Here is an 18,380-nt window from a genome sequence, read left to right as displayed (position 1 = left end):
GAGGAATTTTTCATGGCAAAATCAACGAAAGAATTACCAAAGCGCAGTGAGGTTTCATTGGATTCTACGTGGAGACTGGAAGATATCTTTACAACAGATGAACAATGGCAGGCAGAACTGAAACAATTACAGCAGGAAATTCCAAAAGTAGAGCAATATAAAGGAAAGCTATCCGATTCTGCTGATACATTATATGAATTGCTGAAGCTGCAGGATGAACTATCTGAGCGCCTTGGTAGACTATATACATACTCGCACATGCGGTATGATCAGGATACAACCAATTCATTTTATCAAGGGATGAATTCCCAGGCAGAAATGATTCTTACTACGGCATCCAGTTCGATGAGCTATGTTGTACCGGAAATACTAAGTATGGATGAAACAAAAATCAACAGCTTTCTGGAAGAGAAAGCAGAACTGAAATTATACAGAAAAGTGCTGGATGAAATCAACCGTCAACGTCCACACGTACTGAGCGAAAAAGAAGAAGCGCTGCTTGCTGAAGCATCTGAACCGATGTCAAGTGCTGCAACTACATTCGGAATGCTCAACAATGCCGATCTGACATTCCCTGCCATTAAAAATGAAAATGGGGAAGAAGTGGATGTAACTCATGGCAGATATTCGACATTCCTGGAATCAAAGGATCGCCGTGTCAGAGAAGATGCCTTCAAGGCAGTATATGATACTTATGGCAAATTTAAAAATACATTTGCCTCTACATTGAGCGGTAATGTGAAAACACAGAATTTCTCAGCGAAAGTACGCAACTATGATTCTGCCCGACAGGCTGCTTTAGATAACAACAATATCCCAGAGCAAGTATATGACAATCTGGTTGAAGCAGTTAACGAAAAACTGTCATTGCTCCATCGATACACCAAATTGCGCAAAAAAGTTCTGGAAATTGATGAGCTTCACATGTATGATCTTTATACACCACTTGTTAAAGATGTAGAAATGAAAGTCACGTATGAACAGGCCAAAGAATATGTGCTAAATGGTTTGGCACCATTAGGAAGCGATTATGCTGAAATCCTTAAAGAAGGCTTTGAAAACCGCTGGATCGATGTTGAAGAGAATAAAGGAAAACGCAGTGGTGCCTATTCATCAGGTGCATACGGCACAAACCCATATATTCTCATGAACTGGCAGGATGATGTAAATAATACATTCACATTGGCACATGAGCTTGGTCACTCCGTGCATAGCTATTACACTAGAAAATCGCAGCCATATCGTTACGGAAACTACTCCATTTTTGTTGCAGAGGTTGCTTCCACAACAAATGAAGCATTATTAAATGATTATCTGCTTGAAAACCTGGAGGATGAAAAGCAAAAGCTTTATATCTTAAACCATTTCCTGGAAGGATTCCGCGGCACAGTCTTCCGTCAGACGATGTTTGCAGAATTTGAACATGATATTCATGTAAGGGCTCAGAATGGAGAAGCACTGACAGCTGATAAATTAACAGAGATATATTATGAACTTAATAAAAAATATTATGGTGAAGAAGTTGTTTCAGACGAAGAAATAGGTCTGGAATGGGCAAGGATCCCTCACTTCTACTACAATTACTATGTATACCAATATGCAACTGGCTATTCAGCTGCAACAGCATTAGCCAGCAGCATCCTGGATGGCACAGAAGGAGCGATCGATCGCTATCTGGACTTCCTTAAAGCAGGAAGCAGCGATTACCCAATCGAAGTGCTTAAAAAGGCAGGAGTTGACATGACCTCTAAACAGCCAATTCTCGATGCACTCGATGTATTTGAGGACAAATTGAATGAAATGGAAAAGTTGCTCCTCGGATAAATTCAGACTGTGGATGAGAAAACAAATAAAAAAAGATAGGGGGACCTGCTCAGGCGGGTTCCCCTATCTTAATCTGCGGTAACTTTTTGTATTGCGATTTGTCATAGAAAGAAGTGTTATATAAATCGATATAAAAAATAATGGCAGTGTAACATATAACGGAATAAGCTTCATCAATCCAAAAAGGTTTAAAAAAAAGGCAAATATCGTTATCACGAGGAAAAAGATAGGATATAATTCACGCATTTTAAACACACTCCTATTGTTATAGTAAGACCGGCGGAAATTGCAGCACCGCCATGGATTGAATAACGGGGAAGCGGTTGGTCGGCGTGTAAAAGAGCGAGAGAGTGGCGATCGGCGGGAAAAAATGGCAGGATCACGGAAAGAGTAACAGAATCGCGGAACCGCGGAATAAAGCTCAGAACGGCGGAATAAAGCTCAGAACCGCGGAATAAAGCGCGAAATCGCGGAATAAAGCTCAGAACCGCGGAATAAAGCGCGAAATCGCGGAATAAAGCTCAGAACCGCGGAATAATCCGCCAACCCACCGAAAACCGCGAAGCCCTCTCGTGAAAGGGAACAGACCAGCATCCACTCCGGTCGCATTGTGATTGTCCCTCTGCTCCCAGTCCATTCCCAATAGTAAATTTTCAGTTATCCTACTATATGTTAAAAATGTGTGAATTAGAAGTGAACATTTTGTGAATACATGCACATAAGCCTTGCGCCATAAAAGAGTTCTTGTTATTATAATATTGTAAGTTAAATACAAACAAATACCCCTTTTGTTTGATCATGAAACTTTCTCCCATCCCCCTTTGTATATATACAAAGATGGAATTAGGATATACGCTGCCCCGTATATCCTTTATTTTTTTGTCTTTTTTTATATTTGGGCGGGGAAGATATCATTTCTTATTTTTCTTTTACAATCGCACCAACTACAATAATCAAAAAATCCCCAAAAAAAATAAAGCCTTTCATCAAGGCTTTTTGTTCAACTAATATATTTCCAGAAAGATCCGTATTTTGCTGGAATTCTCTCTACAACGCGCTTAAATTGGAGTTTCTTCATTTCTTTCTCTGTCTTTGAGATTGACCAGTCATAGACAACAGATATTTCCTTTGATCCGACAACCTCATAAAATTGCATAAATTCTTCTAAAGTCGGTTTGACAGAAGGGATCGGTGTGCGCTGCAGCATTTCTTTCAAGACAAGCTCATATATTTCGTAAGGATAAAGTCCGGAAATCTTGATGCCTTCTTCTTCAATTACCTGATTGAAAAATACAATGGTTGGAATGTAGTCAACTTCCATTTCACGTGTTAATTTTAAATCACACTGGAAAGCTTTTTTGGCTGATGACGAGAAAAGATCCTTTTCAAATTCTTCAATATCCAGCTTGGCTTCAAGGGCACACTGGATAAGTACGTCGCCGTCAGAGATATCCTGCTTTTTCAAGAAAAGATTTTCCTGAAGTTTACGAAAGAATAATCTTCCAGCCTTTTTCCCCTGAAGTTCAGCAGCTTTAATTGCTAAAGAAGCAATCCATGGATATGTTACAGGGTTTTCTTCCCATAGATCTCCATCACAGCTCATTCCAGTACGCTTTGCGGTTTTTTCCCAAATGTCTTTCAATTTCCTTGGTTTATCAAATGTATCTGTATTTAAGGAGGTTAAGTGCCCGCTTACGATTTGGCGAATGGTGAAAAATCTCCCATATTCCACGGACAACTTTTTCAAATATGGCTCAAGAGACCAGCACTCCGCACAGAGTGGATCTATAAATACATAGATTTCGATCGGTTTTTGTACATAATCTATATAGCTATAATTGGCCGATGTGTTTGTATGATTTGAGCTTGTAAGCCCAGTTTGATTCCAACTCACATCGAATTCTCCTTTCTCTTATTCCGGCGTGTTCATCATGTGGTTTGCAGTAAGGGTCAATTTTTCAAATATAGCCGTTCGATATGGTTCATCAATTTCAGCTTCTCTTAATGCTTCTGCCATGCATGCAAGCCAAGCATCCCGTCTTGATGGAGTGATCTCAAAAGGCAAATGACGTCTTCTGAGCATTGGATGCCCGCGTTCTTCCTCATAGAGTCGTGGGCCACCGAAAAATTGGGTTAAAAAAGACTTTGCTTTCTAGCGGTTTCCGTTAAATCTTCTGGAAAAATAGGGGTTAATGCTGGGTGATTTTCAACTCGGTTATAAAAGGCGTTTACTAGATTTTGTATGGTATCGAATCCGCCAATGGCTTCATAAATTGTTCGGTTACTAATCTGTTCCATAACAACTCTCCTTGAAATGAGAAAATATAATTATTGTCTGTATAATTTTCTCTATAAAACACAGCGGCTTGGATTGCTTCAAATTTCCTCAGTATATTTATGATAGCAATGCCTTCAGGCGCATATTGACTTTTCCCAAAAGGATTGATGCGTCCAATAACAATGGCCGGAAGCAATGTGTTGATTTGTACGGCATTACATGTACGCTTGTTCGCTTTCGAACTGTTTGTATATATTGTAGCAACGGAATCACTTATGAGCAACAAATGTGATTCGGATATTTACAGGGAATAATGGTTATTTTTCCATGGAATAGAAAAATCTCTCTATCTTATTCGGTGTTTCCCTTTTTATTATCTGATGATCCTTCAATATCTGATTGAATACGTTTGAACCTGTTTCTTTAGATGGAGCTTCCAGTTCAAATTCGAAATCTTCCTGGTTATGATAATGACTGTGATCTAGTACAAGGAGCACTCCTTCGTAGGCTGCTTCTCTGCGCAATGTTGTCAAGCTGCCAAAGTACTTAAGGTTTTCTATAGATATCCCTTTTTTTTGCATCTGTTTGGATGTGTGTTCTTTGGTGATTATATTTCCTTCTAGCCAGTTCCTTGCTTCTTGCTCTGTGAGAGAATCATGTGTTTCAAGAAGACCATCTGGATGCGGTTCTTTTAAGGTTAATTGATACTTTCCGCCCTTTTCTCTAATTCGGAGTGCACAGCCGTTTGCTTTAAGAGAAAGGTCTTCTGTCTCAAAGTAATGATTAATTTGGTTTTTTCCTTGTTCAGGAAAAGGGAGGCTGTTCAGTAATTGTTCAAATTCATTCTTGAGCAATAGATTCTTATATTCAATTTCTATTTCTTGTGTCATTTTTTATGTCCCCCAATTTGTGAAATAGGCTTTTATTCATTATGTCTAAACGAAACAATCAATGCAAAGATTAGCGATTTTCATCCAATATGGTAAAATAGGGATGGCTATTATTTGAATTTTAAGGGTGATTACATGAATTGGGAAGCTGTCTTAGCACCTTATAAGCAAGTCGTGGAAGAATTAAAAGTGAAACTGAGAGGCATGCGATCGCAATATGAATTGGAATCCAGTCATTCACCAATCGAATTTGTGACCGGACGTGTTAAACCGATTCAAAGCATTATTGAAAAAGCTGAGCTGAGAAATATCTCTCTTGATGATATCGATTCAGAGATTCAGGATATTGCAGGGGTACGAGTTGTGTGCCAATTTGTAGAGGATATCTATACAATCATCAATATGCTGCAAACACGAAATGATTTTACTATAATCGAGGAAAAAGATTATATTACAAATAAGAAGGCCAGTGGATATAGGTCCTACCATATGATTATCGAGTATCCTGTTGCAACAATCCATGGCCAGAAAATGGTTCTGGCAGAGATTCAGATACGTACACTCGCTATGAATTTCTGGGCAACTAATGAGCACTCGTTAAATTATAAATATGAAGGAAGATTGCCGGGAGAAGTTCGATCAAGGCTAGAACGTGCAGCCGAGGCGGCATTTAAACTCGATGAAGAAATGTCTAAAATTAGAAACGAAATCCATGAAGCACAACGGTTATTCCGCAGAAAGTAGTCATACTTTTGCCGGAAAAGAAAAACAATCTAAGGGGAGATAATGGATGAAATTTAAAATCGTATCTAAAGGTGATGAAAGATCCAATAAGCTGAAAGCAATGATGAAGCAATATTTATCAGATTTTGATTTGACATACGATAAAGTCGAACCCGATCTTGTTATTTCTGTTGGTGGTGACGGAACATTTCTGGAGGCTTTTCATCGGTATGTACACCGGCTTGAATCCACGGCATTTATAGGTGTCCATACGGGTCATTTAGGTTTCTATACGGACTGGACACCTGATGAAGTGGAAAAGCTAATCATTGAAATAGCGAAGACGCCATTCCAGACAGTGGAATATCCGCTGCTCGAGGTTATTATCCGTGGTAAAAAAGGTGGCAATGAAGATCGATATTTGGCTCTCAATGAGGCGATGATTAAGACGGCTGATGGGTCCTCTGTCGTATTTGATGTAGAAATCAAGGGGGAGCATTTTGAAACCTTCCGCGGAGATGGAATCTGTATTTCCACCCCATCCGGAAGTACCGCCTATAACAAGGCATTGGGTGGAGCGATTCTTCATCCTTCGCTTGAGGCAATACAGATTACGGAAAATGCATCGATCAATAACCGGGTGTTCCGGACGATCGGTTCACCATTAATCTTGCCCAAACACCATACATGCTTTTTAAAGCCCATGGTGGATAGCAGCTTTCTGATCCAAATTGATCATTTTACGAAGAATTATCAAAATGTAAAATCGATTCAATGCCGTGTTGCGAAAGAAAGAATCCGTTTTGCACGATTCAGGCAGTTTCCTTTTTGGAACAGGGTTCGTGATTCCTTTGTGTCAGATGATAAATAGGAATGTGAGGCAGAATTGAAATGAAGTGGATCATCGACGAACAGTATGATGGGATGATTATCCGTGAGTATTTACAAAAAATTCATGGGTTTTCCAGAAGAATCTTGACAGCAGTAAAGCTCGAACGAAAGAACATCCAGGTGAACGGGGTCGAGAAAAACGTACGCTATGCATTATCGGCGGGTGATGTGCTGGAGATTCGTTTTCCAAAAGAAAAGGTCAGTGCAGCATTAAAACCGGAAAAATAGATTTGGATATCGTATATGAAGATGAGGCAGTCATCGTCATAAATAAACCTCCAGGAATGGCTACCATGCCGTCGCCGCAGCACTTCACCGGGACTTTGGCGAATGGATTGATTGCCTATTACAGGTCCTGCGGCAGGAATGATTCTACCGTCCATGTCGTAACCAGATTGGATGCAAATACCTCTGGTCTTGTCCTGATTGCGAAGGATCGCTATACGCATTCGCTGTTTTCAGAAGCTCAGAAAGCAGCCAAGATAAACCGTAAATATATGGCTGTTGTGGAAGGGGTCCCCCAGACCAAAGGAACAATCGATGCACCGATAGCCAGGAAAGCGGGTTCCATTATCGAACGGGAAGTAAATGATTCGGGCAGGCGGGCAGTCACCCATTATAAAAAATTGCAGGAGCTGGCCGGCCACAGCCTGGTAGAGGTTGAACTGGAAACGGGAAGAACTCACCAGATTCGGGTGCATTTCTCTAATGAGGGATATCCGCTGGCGGGTGACGACCTTTATGGCGGCACCTTACAGTTAATGGGCAGACAAGCATTGCATTGTTTTGATTTAAACTTTAGACACCCGCTTACAAAGCGGGCTATTCATCTGCAAGTGGAGCTGCCCGAGGATATGAAACTGCTGCTACAGGGAATTGAGCTTAAGAAAAATGTCTGAACTTTTCCTCGAGCAAGGCTTGATTGGAGGGTACGGTAACTGTTTCCTCCTCCGGTAAGCGGAAGGCCGTCAGTTTATTGCCAAAAACACAGCCTGTGTCAATGTTGATGGTTTTGTTGACCATTCTGGGCTCCTTTACAGGAGTATGTCCATACACAATCCATCTGTCTCCTTGATAATGCTTTGCCCAGTCCCTGCGAATAGGGCGTCCATCTGTATCAAATTCTCCTGAGATATCACCGTACAATACGAAGGTTTTTACCTTCTTATCGGTTCGGCCAATCAGGCTTTCTTTGATGCCGGCATGGGCAATGATGACGTTTAGCTCAGGAATCTGAAGATAGAGTGGCGCCTGTTCATATAATGTAATAAACTGATGACTGATAAATTTCTGTTCGCGCGCAGGCAGGGCGCGATACTCGGCTGCAGTTGTTTCCAGGCCATGTTTTTCCTGTACTTTATTTCCTAAGAAGAAACGATAGAGTTTATTGCAATGGTTTCCGGGTACATAGAGTGCCTTTTGCTGTTTAACGACCATGTTGTAAACAAGTTTAATGACAGCTATCGAATCCGGTCCGCGGTCTGTAATATCCCCGACAAATACAGGAATTCTTCCATGTGGGTGAATATAGATGTCTTTTTCGAAGACATATCCCATTTTCAAAAAGAGCGCCTGCAGCTCATCGATACAGCCATGAACATCTCCGACCACATCAATTTTCATGAAAAAACCCCTTATCAATTTATGGTTGCATTCTTCTATAATATTATTTAATATAATCCGGTGGAAACGTGATGAAATTCCACATACTATATACGGATATTGTTATCCATTTTACAGGATATTATTTTGTTTTCATACTTAAAAGAAGCAGCCTATTGTTTAATGAAGGCGATAAAGGGAAAGTAGTTTAAATTATTGTCTATTTTATGCCAGAGAGGAAGTGAGGATATGGGAAAGAGTCATCATAACTATCAAGAACAATATGAAGAGAAATACCAGGAATATTTCCTTAAAGTACAATCCTCATTATCCAATAATGATATCGAATCATTCCGTGAGGATTTTCTTGAGATGCATCCATACGATCAGGCCATGTTTTTTAAGGAACAGGAAAAAGAATATAGGATCAATATTTATAAGTACTTATCTCCTGAAGAGCTTGCTGAAATCATGATTAATATCGATTTGGAAAATGTAACGGAGTATTTTACTGAAATGCATCCACGCCTGGCTGCGATGGTGTTTTCTGAAATGCCTGCCGATGATGCGGTAGACATATTGAATGAGCTGGATAAAGAAGAAGTAGCCAGTTTCCTGACAATAATGGATAAAGAAGCTGCTGATGAAATCAAAAAATTACTGCACTATGAAGAGAAGACAGCCGGTAGTATAATGACGACCGAGTATGTTGCTATCTTCCAGGATCAAACGGTAAAAGAAACGATGCAGCTTTTTGAAAAAAGAAGCGCCGGACGCAGAAACCATTTACTATTTATTTGTACTTAATGATGATAAACAGCTTGTTGGGGTCGTATCGATTCGAGATCTGATTGTGGCTGATGATGAAATCTTAGTCGAAGAGATAATGAGCACACAAGTCGTCGCGGCATCTGTTGCTAAAAACCAGGAGGAAGTGGCTCAAATGTTTAGAGACTATGACTTCCTAGCATTACCTGTTGTTGACTTTCAAAATCATCTGCTGGGAATCATTACAGTCGATGATATCCTCGACGTTATGGAAGAAGAGGCGAGCGAGGACTATTCCAGACTGGCAGCGATGTCAGATACCGATAAAGTGGATGACACAGCATTTACATCGGCCAAAAGGCGTCTCCCTTGGCTGATTATCCTATCGTTCCTTGGGCTTTTCACAGCAAGCCTTATTGGAAGATTTGAGGCAACTTTGGATCAGGTGGCCGTACTTGCCATCTTCATTCCGCTGATTGCCGGGATGGCCGGAAATACTGGCACACAGGCATTGGCGGTTGCTGTTCGTGGTATTGCAACAGGGGACTATGGCAACCAGGGAAAGATGAAATTAATTATTCGTGAAGCGGCAACCGGGATTATTACCGGCTCCATCTGTGGTGTTCTGCTGGCTATTGTGATTTACGTTTGGCAAGGAAATATCTATCTTGGATTCCTTGTAGGATTCTCTATAATGGCGTCTCTGATTGTTGCTACATTAGCTGGATCACTAATACCGATGATTATGCACAGATTCCATATTGATCCTGCAGTAGCATCAGGGCCATTTATTACAACCATAAATGACATCATATCCATACTCATTTACTTTGGAATGGCCACCGCATTTATGGGCTATCTTATGTAACATGGAAGCAAGCACCTTACCGAACCAGGAAGGTGTTTTTTATTCGACAAAAATCGGGAAGTGACAGGCACCTACTTTTAACATTTCATTTACTGGGTTCATATAATGGGTTGAGGAATAAAGGAAGGAGAGATGGATAGATGGTGAAGAAGAAATTTGCCAATGACCCACTGCTTTATATTCATCAGCCTGACATTGGGACAGCACAGGCACCGATGCAGCACCATTATATGAGCAATAAGAAAAAAGATAACGTCGAAAAAACAGCTGAAGAAGCTGTGGCACCGCAGAAGGCAAAAAGACGACAGTCATCTTTTCAGAATAGTTTTAAGGGAAATGCCCCTACTGCTATCAAATCGGATTCTGTAAAGGAGCCGGAAAACAAAAAGAATTTCAAGGAAATGAATGTACGAGAACGAATCAATTATTTCCTGGATCGGCCTGAATATGCACCAAAGGTAAGGTGTGAAATAAAAGCCAATGGGAGAACATACCGCGGCGTCGTGCTCGGAATGGAAGACAAAAATGTAATAATAAAAGCCAGCAACAGAAAAACACCGATTCAAGTACTGCTCGATGATATAAATGAAGTTCAGCTATTGGGATTTTAGATAGGACGCTTTTCACGGCTACTGGAAAACGGCAGCTTGGTTTATATTTGTTGCTTTCCTGCTGCCCAGGGAAGCTTGACATGCACGCAGAATCTTTGGGGAATTCCAAGGAGACTGCGTGTATTTATTGCGATTTTAAACTTTAAATGTCTGGAGATAGCAGGTATAGTCTCAACTAAATCAAAAATTAAAAAAACACCATTAGAGGAGAAAGTCTCCTTAATGGTGTTTTGAAGTGGATTAGTTATTAAATGCACTGACTGCTGGAAGACAAGTAACATGACAGAAGCAGTCAAGACTAACGGTGATACAGATTCCTGTTGCTTCGAGTTGATGTGTGCTTTGATCTGCTGGGTCTTTCATATGATCATGTCCGCAATTTTCACCATTCTTTAATAGCAATTCAAGAACAGCACAGTTATCATCGTCGACCTTTTTCACCCGGAAAATAAAACTCGCTACGATATCACCGATGTGCCCATTGTCTTTTGGAGCACCAAATCCTTTAAATGGCTTACAGTCCTTGCAATATAAAATCACTGGTACTGTATCTAAACCATTTCCACTATCAGACTCACCTAAGAGATCACTGATGGATTGGTCACAACTGGTATCACAGCAATTTTCCACGATATCATTTTGTGCTTCCACGATGTCTTTTAAAATATCTGCTACACAGTTTCCTGTATCAAAATTTTTTCCACAACCCATGAAAAATAACTCCTTTCGATAAATGAATTTACTTTCCTTATAGGATATGTGTCATCACCTAGATGGTGTGGGCATATATAGGAATTTTTGTCCGTGCTCCATGAAGAGGAAAATATGCCGTCGCTGCATATAATGATAAAAGAATAAATAAAATAAATTAGAAATAAGAGGTTATTTCTTTTTAAAACGGGTATAGAGGAATAGAGAAGTTCAATGACGGTCATAAAGCAAATCTTTTATGCGAATATTATTGCAACTAATTTTGATGCGAGGTGAGAGGGATGGGCTACATATTACCGGTTGATCATTATCAGTATAATGACTATCATAAGCGGGTTGTACAGGAAAAAGAAAACAAACATTTCATTGAACGTCCCTTTAAAGTTATCTTGGATAACAGGCATCAGGAAATCTCAAGCAAATATGATTCCTTAAACAGGCAGCAGCAACAAGAAACGAAACTGCAAAACGCTTCACACGCCCTATTTGGGGAACTGACAGGCAAAGGCAATCTTTTCAATGACAAAGCATAAAAAGCATAAGCAAGGCGAAAAAACACTCCATTGATTGGAGTGTTTTTTATTTCATATTCCATTTTTGATGGTTTCGGTTATGATAGGGGAGGATAAACAGTTCTTTGTTCTCTGCATATTCCGCATAGAAGATATCTGTAATATGCTGGAATCCCTGCTTGTTTATTGCTTCGAGCAACCAATCTTCTGTCAGATTCTTTTCCCTTAGATTATCGAAAATGATTTCGCCGTCATTGATTAAGGTAATCGGTAAATGAACCTCCAGTGGAGCGAGCATAAGATCTTTTCGATTAGGGGACTGATAATCTGACTTTTTCAAGACGGATAAAGTCCCGTTCGCTTCCAATATTGCAAATTCGACTTCCTGTAATGAGAAGATATCTTTTGCCCGCAGCAAGTGCTGCAGCTGGTTGATATCGAGTTTGTTTTTTTTCATGGTGTCACGGATAAGCTTGCCGTTATAGATGACAATGGATGGACTTCCTTCGATTAGATGTCTTGTTCTTTTAAATTTTTGTGTAATAATTTCTGAAACGTACATTAATACACCGTAAACAATCAGTACAAAGCATATTTCTGGAATGCCGGATTCAGGATCGAACAGTGCATTTCCAACCAGTTCACCTAATAGAAGAGCTGAAATGAAGTCAAAAGGTGTAATCTGGTTAATCTGTGTCTTACCAAGAATTTTAGTTAAGATAAATAATGCCAAAAAGCCAAATAATGTTTCAATAAACATGGAAAAGTAATCCGACATAAGCCTAGTCCTCTCATAAAAAACATTCAAGGTTTATTGTAACCAGGAAATAATTAATCATGTATGGGACCAATTTTGCAAAAAGAAAAACGCACCACGACTAGCGTGGTACGCATCATTTCATTTGTTTTACCATGGTGACATGCGGAATGCCGGCATCGAGAAACTCACCAGAGATGGTTTCGTATCCAAGCTTCTTATAAAAATTTTCAGCATGTGTTTGGGCATTCAGCTTTGCTTTTTTATAATCCTTATCCCGGATGACCTTTTCCATTTCAAGGATGACTTGCTTGCCGATGGATTTACCACGATGTTCTTTAGCTACGCAAATACGTTCAAGTTTCCCGTATTCTTCCACAAATCGGAGCCGGCTCGCAGCTACTGGCAATCCATTATCATAGGCGATGAAATGGGTTGCCGTTGCATCGTGTTCATCCAGCTCTTCTTCCGGAGGGACATTTTGTTCGTTAACAAATACGTTCATTCTTATTTTATATACATGCTCTAATTCTTCTCTTGTCTCTACAATTTTTATTTCCATACCTATTCCTTTCTAAAAACAAATGTATCGTAAACGGTCCATGAACCATTTTCAAGCTGGTAAAGCAATTGGAAACGATCTACAGTATCCTCAAAATGGAATTCCTCCATTTGAAGCCTTCCAAGAACATCCATAAATTCGTCATGCACAAGGTCCTGGGCAATTGTGATGTGCGGCACAAATGTATGCGTATTGGTATCTTCGAATATACCTTTATGCATCAATGCTTGCAGATCCAAAAGCGGCTGAACGGGCTCCACCTTAAAATAGATCGTGTTTGTGACAGGCGAAAAGGTTCTGACTTTGTTGATATTGATTTGAAAAGGTGCTGCTGCGTCGGCAATACGTTTAAGTTCTGTCGTTATATTATCAAGCATTTCATCGTTCGCCTTGAATGATTCCTTTAGGGTAATATGAGGTGGAATCAAAGAATAATGAGGGTCATAACGTTTTCTGAAAGCATTTGCCTGGTCTTGGATCGGCTTCGAAGGGAAAATAGCAATACCGTAATTCATAAGAAAACCTCCTGCCTAAATTTTTATCATGTAGCAAGTATCGATTATTCTGTTTCAATTTCCAATTCAATTCAATTCAGCAATCAGTATAGCAATCAGTATAGCAAAAAAATGCTTAAGAAAAAATTAATTGAACATCGTCGCTAGAATACGCGGCATATCTTTTTGCCAATATTTCCATGAATGGTCTCCATTTTCCAGTTCATGATAATAATAGGTAGTGCCTTTCGTCTTCAATTGCTTATTTAATTCACGGTTTGGCTCAAGAAAGTCAGCAATATTGCCATCTGTCATATGGACTTCCGTTTCATCTTTTCCGATAGTATGGTAAATGTCTATGGAATGAAGATTTTCTGCATCCTTGACAGTGCTCAATACATTTTCATCCACGTAAGGTGACTGCATCACTACTTTTCCAAATGTGTTGGGGTATCTGATTGCTGTCATCAGCGCCAATGTCCCTGCCAGGGAATCTCCCATTAATGCCCGCGACTGCCCCATATGATAAGTAGGGATGATCTCATCAAGAAGCGGAACGACCTCTTTGACAAGGAATTTGGTATAGGCATCATTTTGTTCCCCGCTTGGATGGTATTTTTTCCGGCGATCATACTTATCCTTATAATGGATTCCGGCAAAAACGGTATTCGTCATTTCCTTGCTGCTATGCAGCTTATCGCTTAATGTTGCAACTCTCCCCATTTGAAAATAATCATTTCCATCCTGCATGATACAGATATTATATTTAAAGAGAGGGGAGTAAGACTCCGGCAGATAAATCTTAATTGTCATTGGTTCATTTAAGTAACTGCTTTCGATTTCCTTTTCAATCATTTTACCTTTTCTTCCCATGACATTCACCTCAATTGACTAGTTATCTATGGATTAATCCTTTGATGCACACGCTTTCTTTCAGTCTATCACTATCCATATTGCCTGTCACTTCCCGGAAAAATTACTCTGTCGACAAATTATGACAAGAACCGGGAAGTGACAGGCACCTATTGCAGTTGGCCTTTGTATAGGTTGAAGTATTTTCCTTGTTGTTGAATCAGCTCATCGTGGCTGCCTTTTTCGATAATCTGACCATGTTCCAGCATGATAATCATATCCGCTTCCTGAATAGTATTTAAACGATGGGCAATGACAAAGCTTGTTCTGCCTTTCATCAGCCTTGTTAATGCATCCTGAATCTTCAATTCTGTAATTGTATCGATATTGCTGGTAGCTTCATCAAGAATTAGAATCGCCGGCTCTGCAAGCAATGCTCTTGAAATCGTGAGCAACTGCTTCTGCCCTTGACTGATACCACTGCCATCCTGATCAAGCATCGTTTCATAGCCATCAGGGAGGTTTATGATAAATTCATGTGCATTGGCGTCTCTGGCGGCATTTTCAACCTCCTCATCTGTCGCATCCAGTCTGCCATATCGAATATTTTCGCGGATTGTCCCATGGAAGAGAAAAGCATCCTGCAGAACAAATGCCATATGTTTACGTAAATTGCTTCTCTTAATTCGTTTCAGTTCAATACCATCCAGCAGAATCCTGCCGCCATCATAATTGTAAAAGCGGGAGATCAGGTTAATGATCGTTGTTTTACCAGCACCAGTGTGACCAACGAAGGCAACAGTCTGCCCAGGTTTTGCCTCAAAACTAATATCTTTTAAAATCGCTGTATCTTCATAACCAAACCGGACATGGTCAAATTTTATATTGCCTTTTGTAGTGGAAATCTCCACTGTATCTGCCTCATCCAATTCTTCCTGCGGTTCATCCATCACGCTGAATACCCGTTCTGCTCCAGCGATAGCTGACAACAGTAAGTTGAATTGGTTAGAAAGTTCATTCAATGGACGCGTGAATTGACGTGCAAACTCTGTGAAGATGACGATAATACCGACTGTCACAAGCTGCGAATCAGAAACAATAACTAAAATACCACCAATCAATGCGATTAAACCGAAGCTCAGGAAGTTCAGCATGTTCATGATTTTTGGTACAAAGCCAGCGATTGTCTGGGCCCAGAATCCTGTTTTCTTCAGTTCATCATTTCGCTGCTCGAATTCACCGATTACTTTATCCTCTTGAGAATAGGTTTTCACAACATGCTGTCCGGAGACAATCTCCTCAACATAACCATTCACCTCTCCCAGTTTCTTCTGCTGCAGTTTATAAAGCGGACCGGTCCTGGAAGTAATCCATTTCATTGAAAAATACATGGCTGGAATAACAGACATCGTAACAGCGGTTAGAATTGGGCTTAAATAAAGCATGACCGCAATTGTTCCAATAAGGGTAAGAACACTTGAAAAAATCTGTATCACCGATGAATTTAAGGTATTGTTTACATTATCAATGTCATTCGTCAAACGACTCATCAATTCACCATGCTGCCGCTTGTCAAAATAGGAGATTGGCAGACGGTGGAATTGTTTAAATAAATCCTTGCGCAGGGAGTAAACCGTGTTTTGGGCAATGCCAATCATCCAAAAGCTCTGCAGGAAAATCGATAGGGAATGAAATAAATAAACAACAATCAGCCAGATTAAGACAATGCCAAGACCAGCAGCCTCTCCAGTCACGATAAATTCATCTATGGCCATTCCAACCATAAAAGGACCGAGAAGGCTTAATCCAGAACTAAACATCACCATTAGAATGACAAGGAACAGTTTTCCTTTCTCTACGGATAAATAATCCCAAATGCCTTTAAGTGTGGCCTTCATATTCTTGGCTTTCTTCTTGTTATCTGCATCCGTTTTATCAATAGGAATCTTTTCGTATTGAAAAGGAGTTTTCAATGAATCACTTCGCATGTGCATACTCCTTTCCAAACTGGGATTCGACGATATCTCTATATAGTCCTGATGTTTCCAATAATTCCTCATGTGTACCAATATCAAGGATCCTGCCTTTATCCATCAACAAGATTCGATCAGCCGTACTAGCTGTGGAGATTTTCTGTGTAATGATAAGCATCGTACAATTGTATTTCTCAATAGCATGCAAGAGTCGCGACTCTGTTGCTAAATCAAGTGCACTGGTACTGTCATCAAGCATCAAAATCATTGGTTTGCGGATCAGCGCACGTGCAATGGATATACGCTGCTTCTGACCGCCAGATAAATTAACTCCTTTTTGACCAACTCTTGTTTCATATCCATTCGGCAATTCCATAATCGTCTCATGTATTTGCGCATCCTTTGCGGATTGAACGATCTCCTCTTTTGTTGCGTCTTTTTTCCCCCATGCAATATTATCCGAAATACTGCCGCTGAATAGCAGGGGACTTTGCGGAACATAGCCGATACTGCCGCGAATCTGATTAAATGTATAACCATCAATAGCTTTGTCATCCACCAGAATTTCCCCATCATTAACGTCATAGAGCCTTGGCATCAACTGGAACAACGATGTTTTCCCAGAGCCAGTTGCACCAATGACAGCAAGCTTCTCTCCAGATTCCACTGTAAATGAAATATCCGACAATGATGGTTTTTCTGCCCCGGGGTATTTGAAGGATACTTGACGGTATTCAACCTTTCCTTTGGTGACTGACATGGTAATATCAGCATCCAGGTTTTCTGCTAGGTCCGTCTCCAGTGAAAGAACTTCATCGATTCGATGTGCAGAAGCTTTTGTTCTGGAAATGGCCATAATAATGAAAGAGAACATGGAGATGGCCATCGATACACGCAGTGCATAATTCACCATCGTTACCACTTCGCCAACATTGGCCTGGTCCGCGATGGTTTGTGTATTTCCGTACCATAAAATAAAAATAATACTTAAATTCATTACAAACAGCAGGATAGGCATCGATGCTTCAACAAAGCGAAAGGTCTTGCGGGTGGAATCTGCAAGCCCAGTATTTGCTTCCATAAAGCGACCCTCTTCATAATCACGTCTTGTAAATGCTTTAATCAATCGCATTCCAGCCAGATTCTCCTGCATCACACGGTTTACCAGATCGACATTGTTCTGAACCTTGCTAAACATCTTACTGGCTAATTTAAGCACCCAAACCAGGAAAAGGATGAGGAGGGGGACTGTTACCAGAAATACAACGGCCAATCTCGCATTTACCATAAAAGCCATCACCACACCGCCGAATACGGTCAAAGGAGCTTTAGCCATGATCCGAAGAGCCATAAAGACAGTATTCTGCATTTGCCTAATATCATTTGTAAATCTCGTTACAAGCCCTGATGTTGGATATTGATTCAAATTAGCAAATGAAAATTCCTGTATCTTTTCAAATAATTTCTGACGAATATCATATCCAAACGCAAAACTTACATGCGAGGAGAAAAATGAATTCAGCATACCGGCAATCAAAGAAAGAAATGCAAGACCGATCATGATACTTCCCCATAAGACAATATTATTTATATCCTGATTCATCACACCCTGATCAATCATCTTTCCAAGAAATAACGGAAGAAGCAATTCCACTGAAAGCTCAGTAAGCATTAATAGAAATGCCGCGACAGCAGGAAGTTTATATGGTTTCATAAAGGATAAAACATTTCTCAAAAGCGACCCACCCTCAATCTCAGATAAAAAACAATTTTTTTACTATTATAAGTTCAATCCAAGATATTATCCAGTGTTGTATTTCGAGTTTCGAAGTTGTTTTTACCGATAAGGGTGTGAACGGGAAAATAGTTATCTGGGATTCTGGAGAAAGGGGAAGGGCTGGCGAGAAGCAAAATATGAATAGATAGAAAGCAGATTAGGATTTCCGTAATGATAAGCGAAGGGATATGCATCGTTGGCAGTATGGTAGAGGAATTTGAAAAATTTATTATAAAGTTGTATATTGACAGTTTTGCATTATCCGGTTATAGTTTTATTATTAAATT

General features: G+C 40.0%; 17 protein-coding genes and 2 pseudogenes. 8 read left to right on the top strand and 11 right to left on the bottom strand.

What is annotated here, in order from left to right; all coding sequences use genetic code 11:
- The first annotated feature begins 12 nt into the window (after positions 1–12).
- Entirely contained in the window at positions 13–1,824 is a 1,812-nt protein-coding gene (gene pepF / locus OMHG_RS08220) for an oligoendopeptidase F (protein ID WP_010649992.1), read from the top strand.
- A 1,000-nt stretch (positions 1,825–2,824) separates the two neighbouring features.
- Here pepF and OMHG_RS08210 read toward each other — a convergent pair.
- The 3 genes and pseudogenes from OMHG_RS08210 to OMHG_RS08200 all read right to left on the bottom strand — a co-directional run bounded on the left by OMHG_RS08210 (position 2,825) and on the right by OMHG_RS08200 (position 4,992).
- Complete coding sequence (locus OMHG_RS08210) at positions 2,825–3,718, bottom strand: ClpXP adapter SpxH family protein (RefSeq protein ID WP_010649988.1); 894 nt, start codon at positions 3,716–3,718, stop codon at positions 2,825–2,827.
- A gap of 18 nt (positions 3,719–3,736) precedes the next feature.
- A pseudogene (locus tag OMHG_RS08205) lies at positions 3,737–4,122 on the bottom strand (globin domain-containing protein).
- Positions 4,123–4,419: 297 nt separating this feature from the next.
- Complete coding sequence (locus OMHG_RS08200) at positions 4,420–4,992, bottom strand: CYTH domain-containing protein (RefSeq protein ID WP_010649982.1); 573 nt, start codon at positions 4,990–4,992, stop codon at positions 4,420–4,422.
- A gap of 135 nt (positions 4,993–5,127) precedes the next feature.
- Here OMHG_RS08200 and yjbM point away from each other — a divergent pair, with 135 nt between their 5' ends.
- From yjbM to OMHG_RS08185, 4 genes are read left to right on the top strand one after another with little or no spacing between them, the layout of a single operon-like run.
- The gene (gene yjbM / locus OMHG_RS08195) at positions 5,128–5,736 is read left to right on the top strand and encodes a GTP diphosphokinase (RefSeq protein ID WP_044476826.1); all 609 of its coding nucleotides are present in this window, start codon (positions 5,128–5,130) and stop codon (positions 5,734–5,736) included.
- 46 nt (positions 5,737–5,782) lie between these two features.
- A complete protein-coding gene (locus OMHG_RS08190) occupies positions 5,783–6,586 on the top strand; it encodes an NAD kinase (RefSeq protein ID WP_010649979.1) in 804 nt (267 codons plus the stop codon).
- Between the two features lie 20 nt (positions 6,587–6,606).
- Positions 6,607–6,834, top strand: coding sequence for a hypothetical protein (locus tag OMHG_RS19340; protein ID WP_010649977.1), 228 nt, complete (start codon positions 6,607–6,609; stop codon positions 6,832–6,834).
- 2 nt (positions 6,835–6,836) lie between these two features.
- Positions 6,837–7,505 carry an RluA family pseudouridine synthase gene (locus tag OMHG_RS08185; RefSeq protein WP_010649975.1) on the top strand — a complete coding sequence of 223 codons (669 nt, stop codon included), beginning with the start codon at positions 6,837–6,839 and terminating at the stop codon, positions 7,503–7,505.
- On the opposite strand, the gene prpE is transcribed toward OMHG_RS08185, so the two are convergent.
- Entirely contained in the window at positions 7,489–8,229 is a 741-nt protein-coding gene (gene prpE, locus OMHG_RS08180; protein ID WP_010649973.1) for a bis(5'-nucleosyl)-tetraphosphatase PrpE, read from the bottom strand. The two genes, OMHG_RS08185 and prpE, sit on opposite strands and share 17 nt — an antisense overlap.
- Before the next feature lie 228 nt (positions 8,230–8,457).
- On the opposite strand from prpE, the pseudogene mgtE reads away from it, so the two are divergent.
- Positions 8,458–9,844: pseudogene (gene mgtE / locus OMHG_RS08175) on the top strand (magnesium transporter).
- Positions 9,845–9,984: 140 nt separating this feature from the next.
- Positions 9,985–10,455 carry a CotO family spore coat protein gene (locus OMHG_RS17515; protein WP_010649971.1) on the top strand — a complete coding sequence of 157 codons (471 nt, stop codon included), beginning with the start codon at positions 9,985–9,987 and terminating at the stop codon, positions 10,453–10,455.
- A gap of 240 nt (positions 10,456–10,695) precedes the next feature.
- Here the strand turns inward: OMHG_RS17515 and OMHG_RS08165 are convergent, their stop codons facing one another.
- Positions 10,696–11,166 (bottom strand): CotY/CotZ family spore coat protein, encoded by a 471-nt coding sequence (locus OMHG_RS08165; RefSeq protein ID WP_010649969.1) that lies wholly within the window; start codon positions 11,164–11,166, stop codon positions 10,696–10,698.
- Between the two features lie 281 nt (positions 11,167–11,447).
- Between OMHG_RS08165 and OMHG_RS08160 the strand changes: the two genes are divergently transcribed.
- A complete protein-coding gene (locus OMHG_RS08160; protein ID WP_010649968.1) occupies positions 11,448–11,699 on the top strand; it encodes a hypothetical protein in 252 nt (83 codons plus the stop codon).
- Between the two features lie 46 nt (positions 11,700–11,745).
- Here the strand turns inward: OMHG_RS08160 and OMHG_RS08155 are convergent, their stop codons facing one another.
- The 6 genes from OMHG_RS08155 to OMHG_RS08130 all read right to left on the bottom strand — a co-directional run bounded on the left by OMHG_RS08155 (position 11,746) and on the right by OMHG_RS08130 (position 18,051).
- A complete protein-coding gene (locus OMHG_RS08155) occupies positions 11,746–12,456 on the bottom strand; it encodes a YetF domain-containing protein (protein ID WP_010649966.1) in 711 nt (236 codons plus the stop codon).
- A gap of 115 nt (positions 12,457–12,571) precedes the next feature.
- Complete coding sequence (locus OMHG_RS08150; RefSeq protein ID WP_010649965.1) at positions 12,572–12,997, bottom strand: GNAT family N-acetyltransferase; 426 nt, start codon at positions 12,995–12,997, stop codon at positions 12,572–12,574.
- Between the two features lie 2 nt (positions 12,998–12,999).
- Positions 13,000–13,512, bottom strand: a complete 513-nt coding sequence (locus tag OMHG_RS08145) for a YjcG family protein (RefSeq protein ID WP_010649963.1) — start codon at positions 13,510–13,512, stop codon at positions 13,000–13,002.
- A gap of 126 nt (positions 13,513–13,638) precedes the next feature.
- Complete coding sequence (locus OMHG_RS08140; RefSeq protein WP_010649962.1) at positions 13,639–14,364, bottom strand: alpha/beta hydrolase; 726 nt, start codon at positions 14,362–14,364, stop codon at positions 13,639–13,641.
- A gap of 149 nt (positions 14,365–14,513) precedes the next feature.
- Positions 14,514–16,331, bottom strand: a complete 1,818-nt coding sequence (locus tag OMHG_RS08135; RefSeq protein WP_010649960.1) for an ABC transporter ATP-binding protein — start codon at positions 16,329–16,331, stop codon at positions 14,514–14,516.
- Entirely contained in the window at positions 16,321–18,051 is a 1,731-nt protein-coding gene (locus OMHG_RS08130) for an ABC transporter ATP-binding protein (RefSeq protein ID WP_010649959.1), read from the bottom strand. Before OMHG_RS08130 ends, OMHG_RS08135 begins: the two co-directional genes overlap by 11 nt.
- Positions 18,052–18,380: the final 329 nt, after the last annotated feature.

This window comes from Oceanobacillus massiliensis str. N'diop (genome assembly GCF_000285495.1).
In the GTDB taxonomy this organism is placed as follows: domain Bacteria; phylum Bacillota; class Bacilli; order Bacillales; family Amphibacillaceae; genus Oceanobacillus; species Oceanobacillus massiliensis.
The sequence above is the reverse complement of the archived record's forward strand: the minus strand, read 5'-3'. Positions and strand labels throughout refer to the sequence as shown.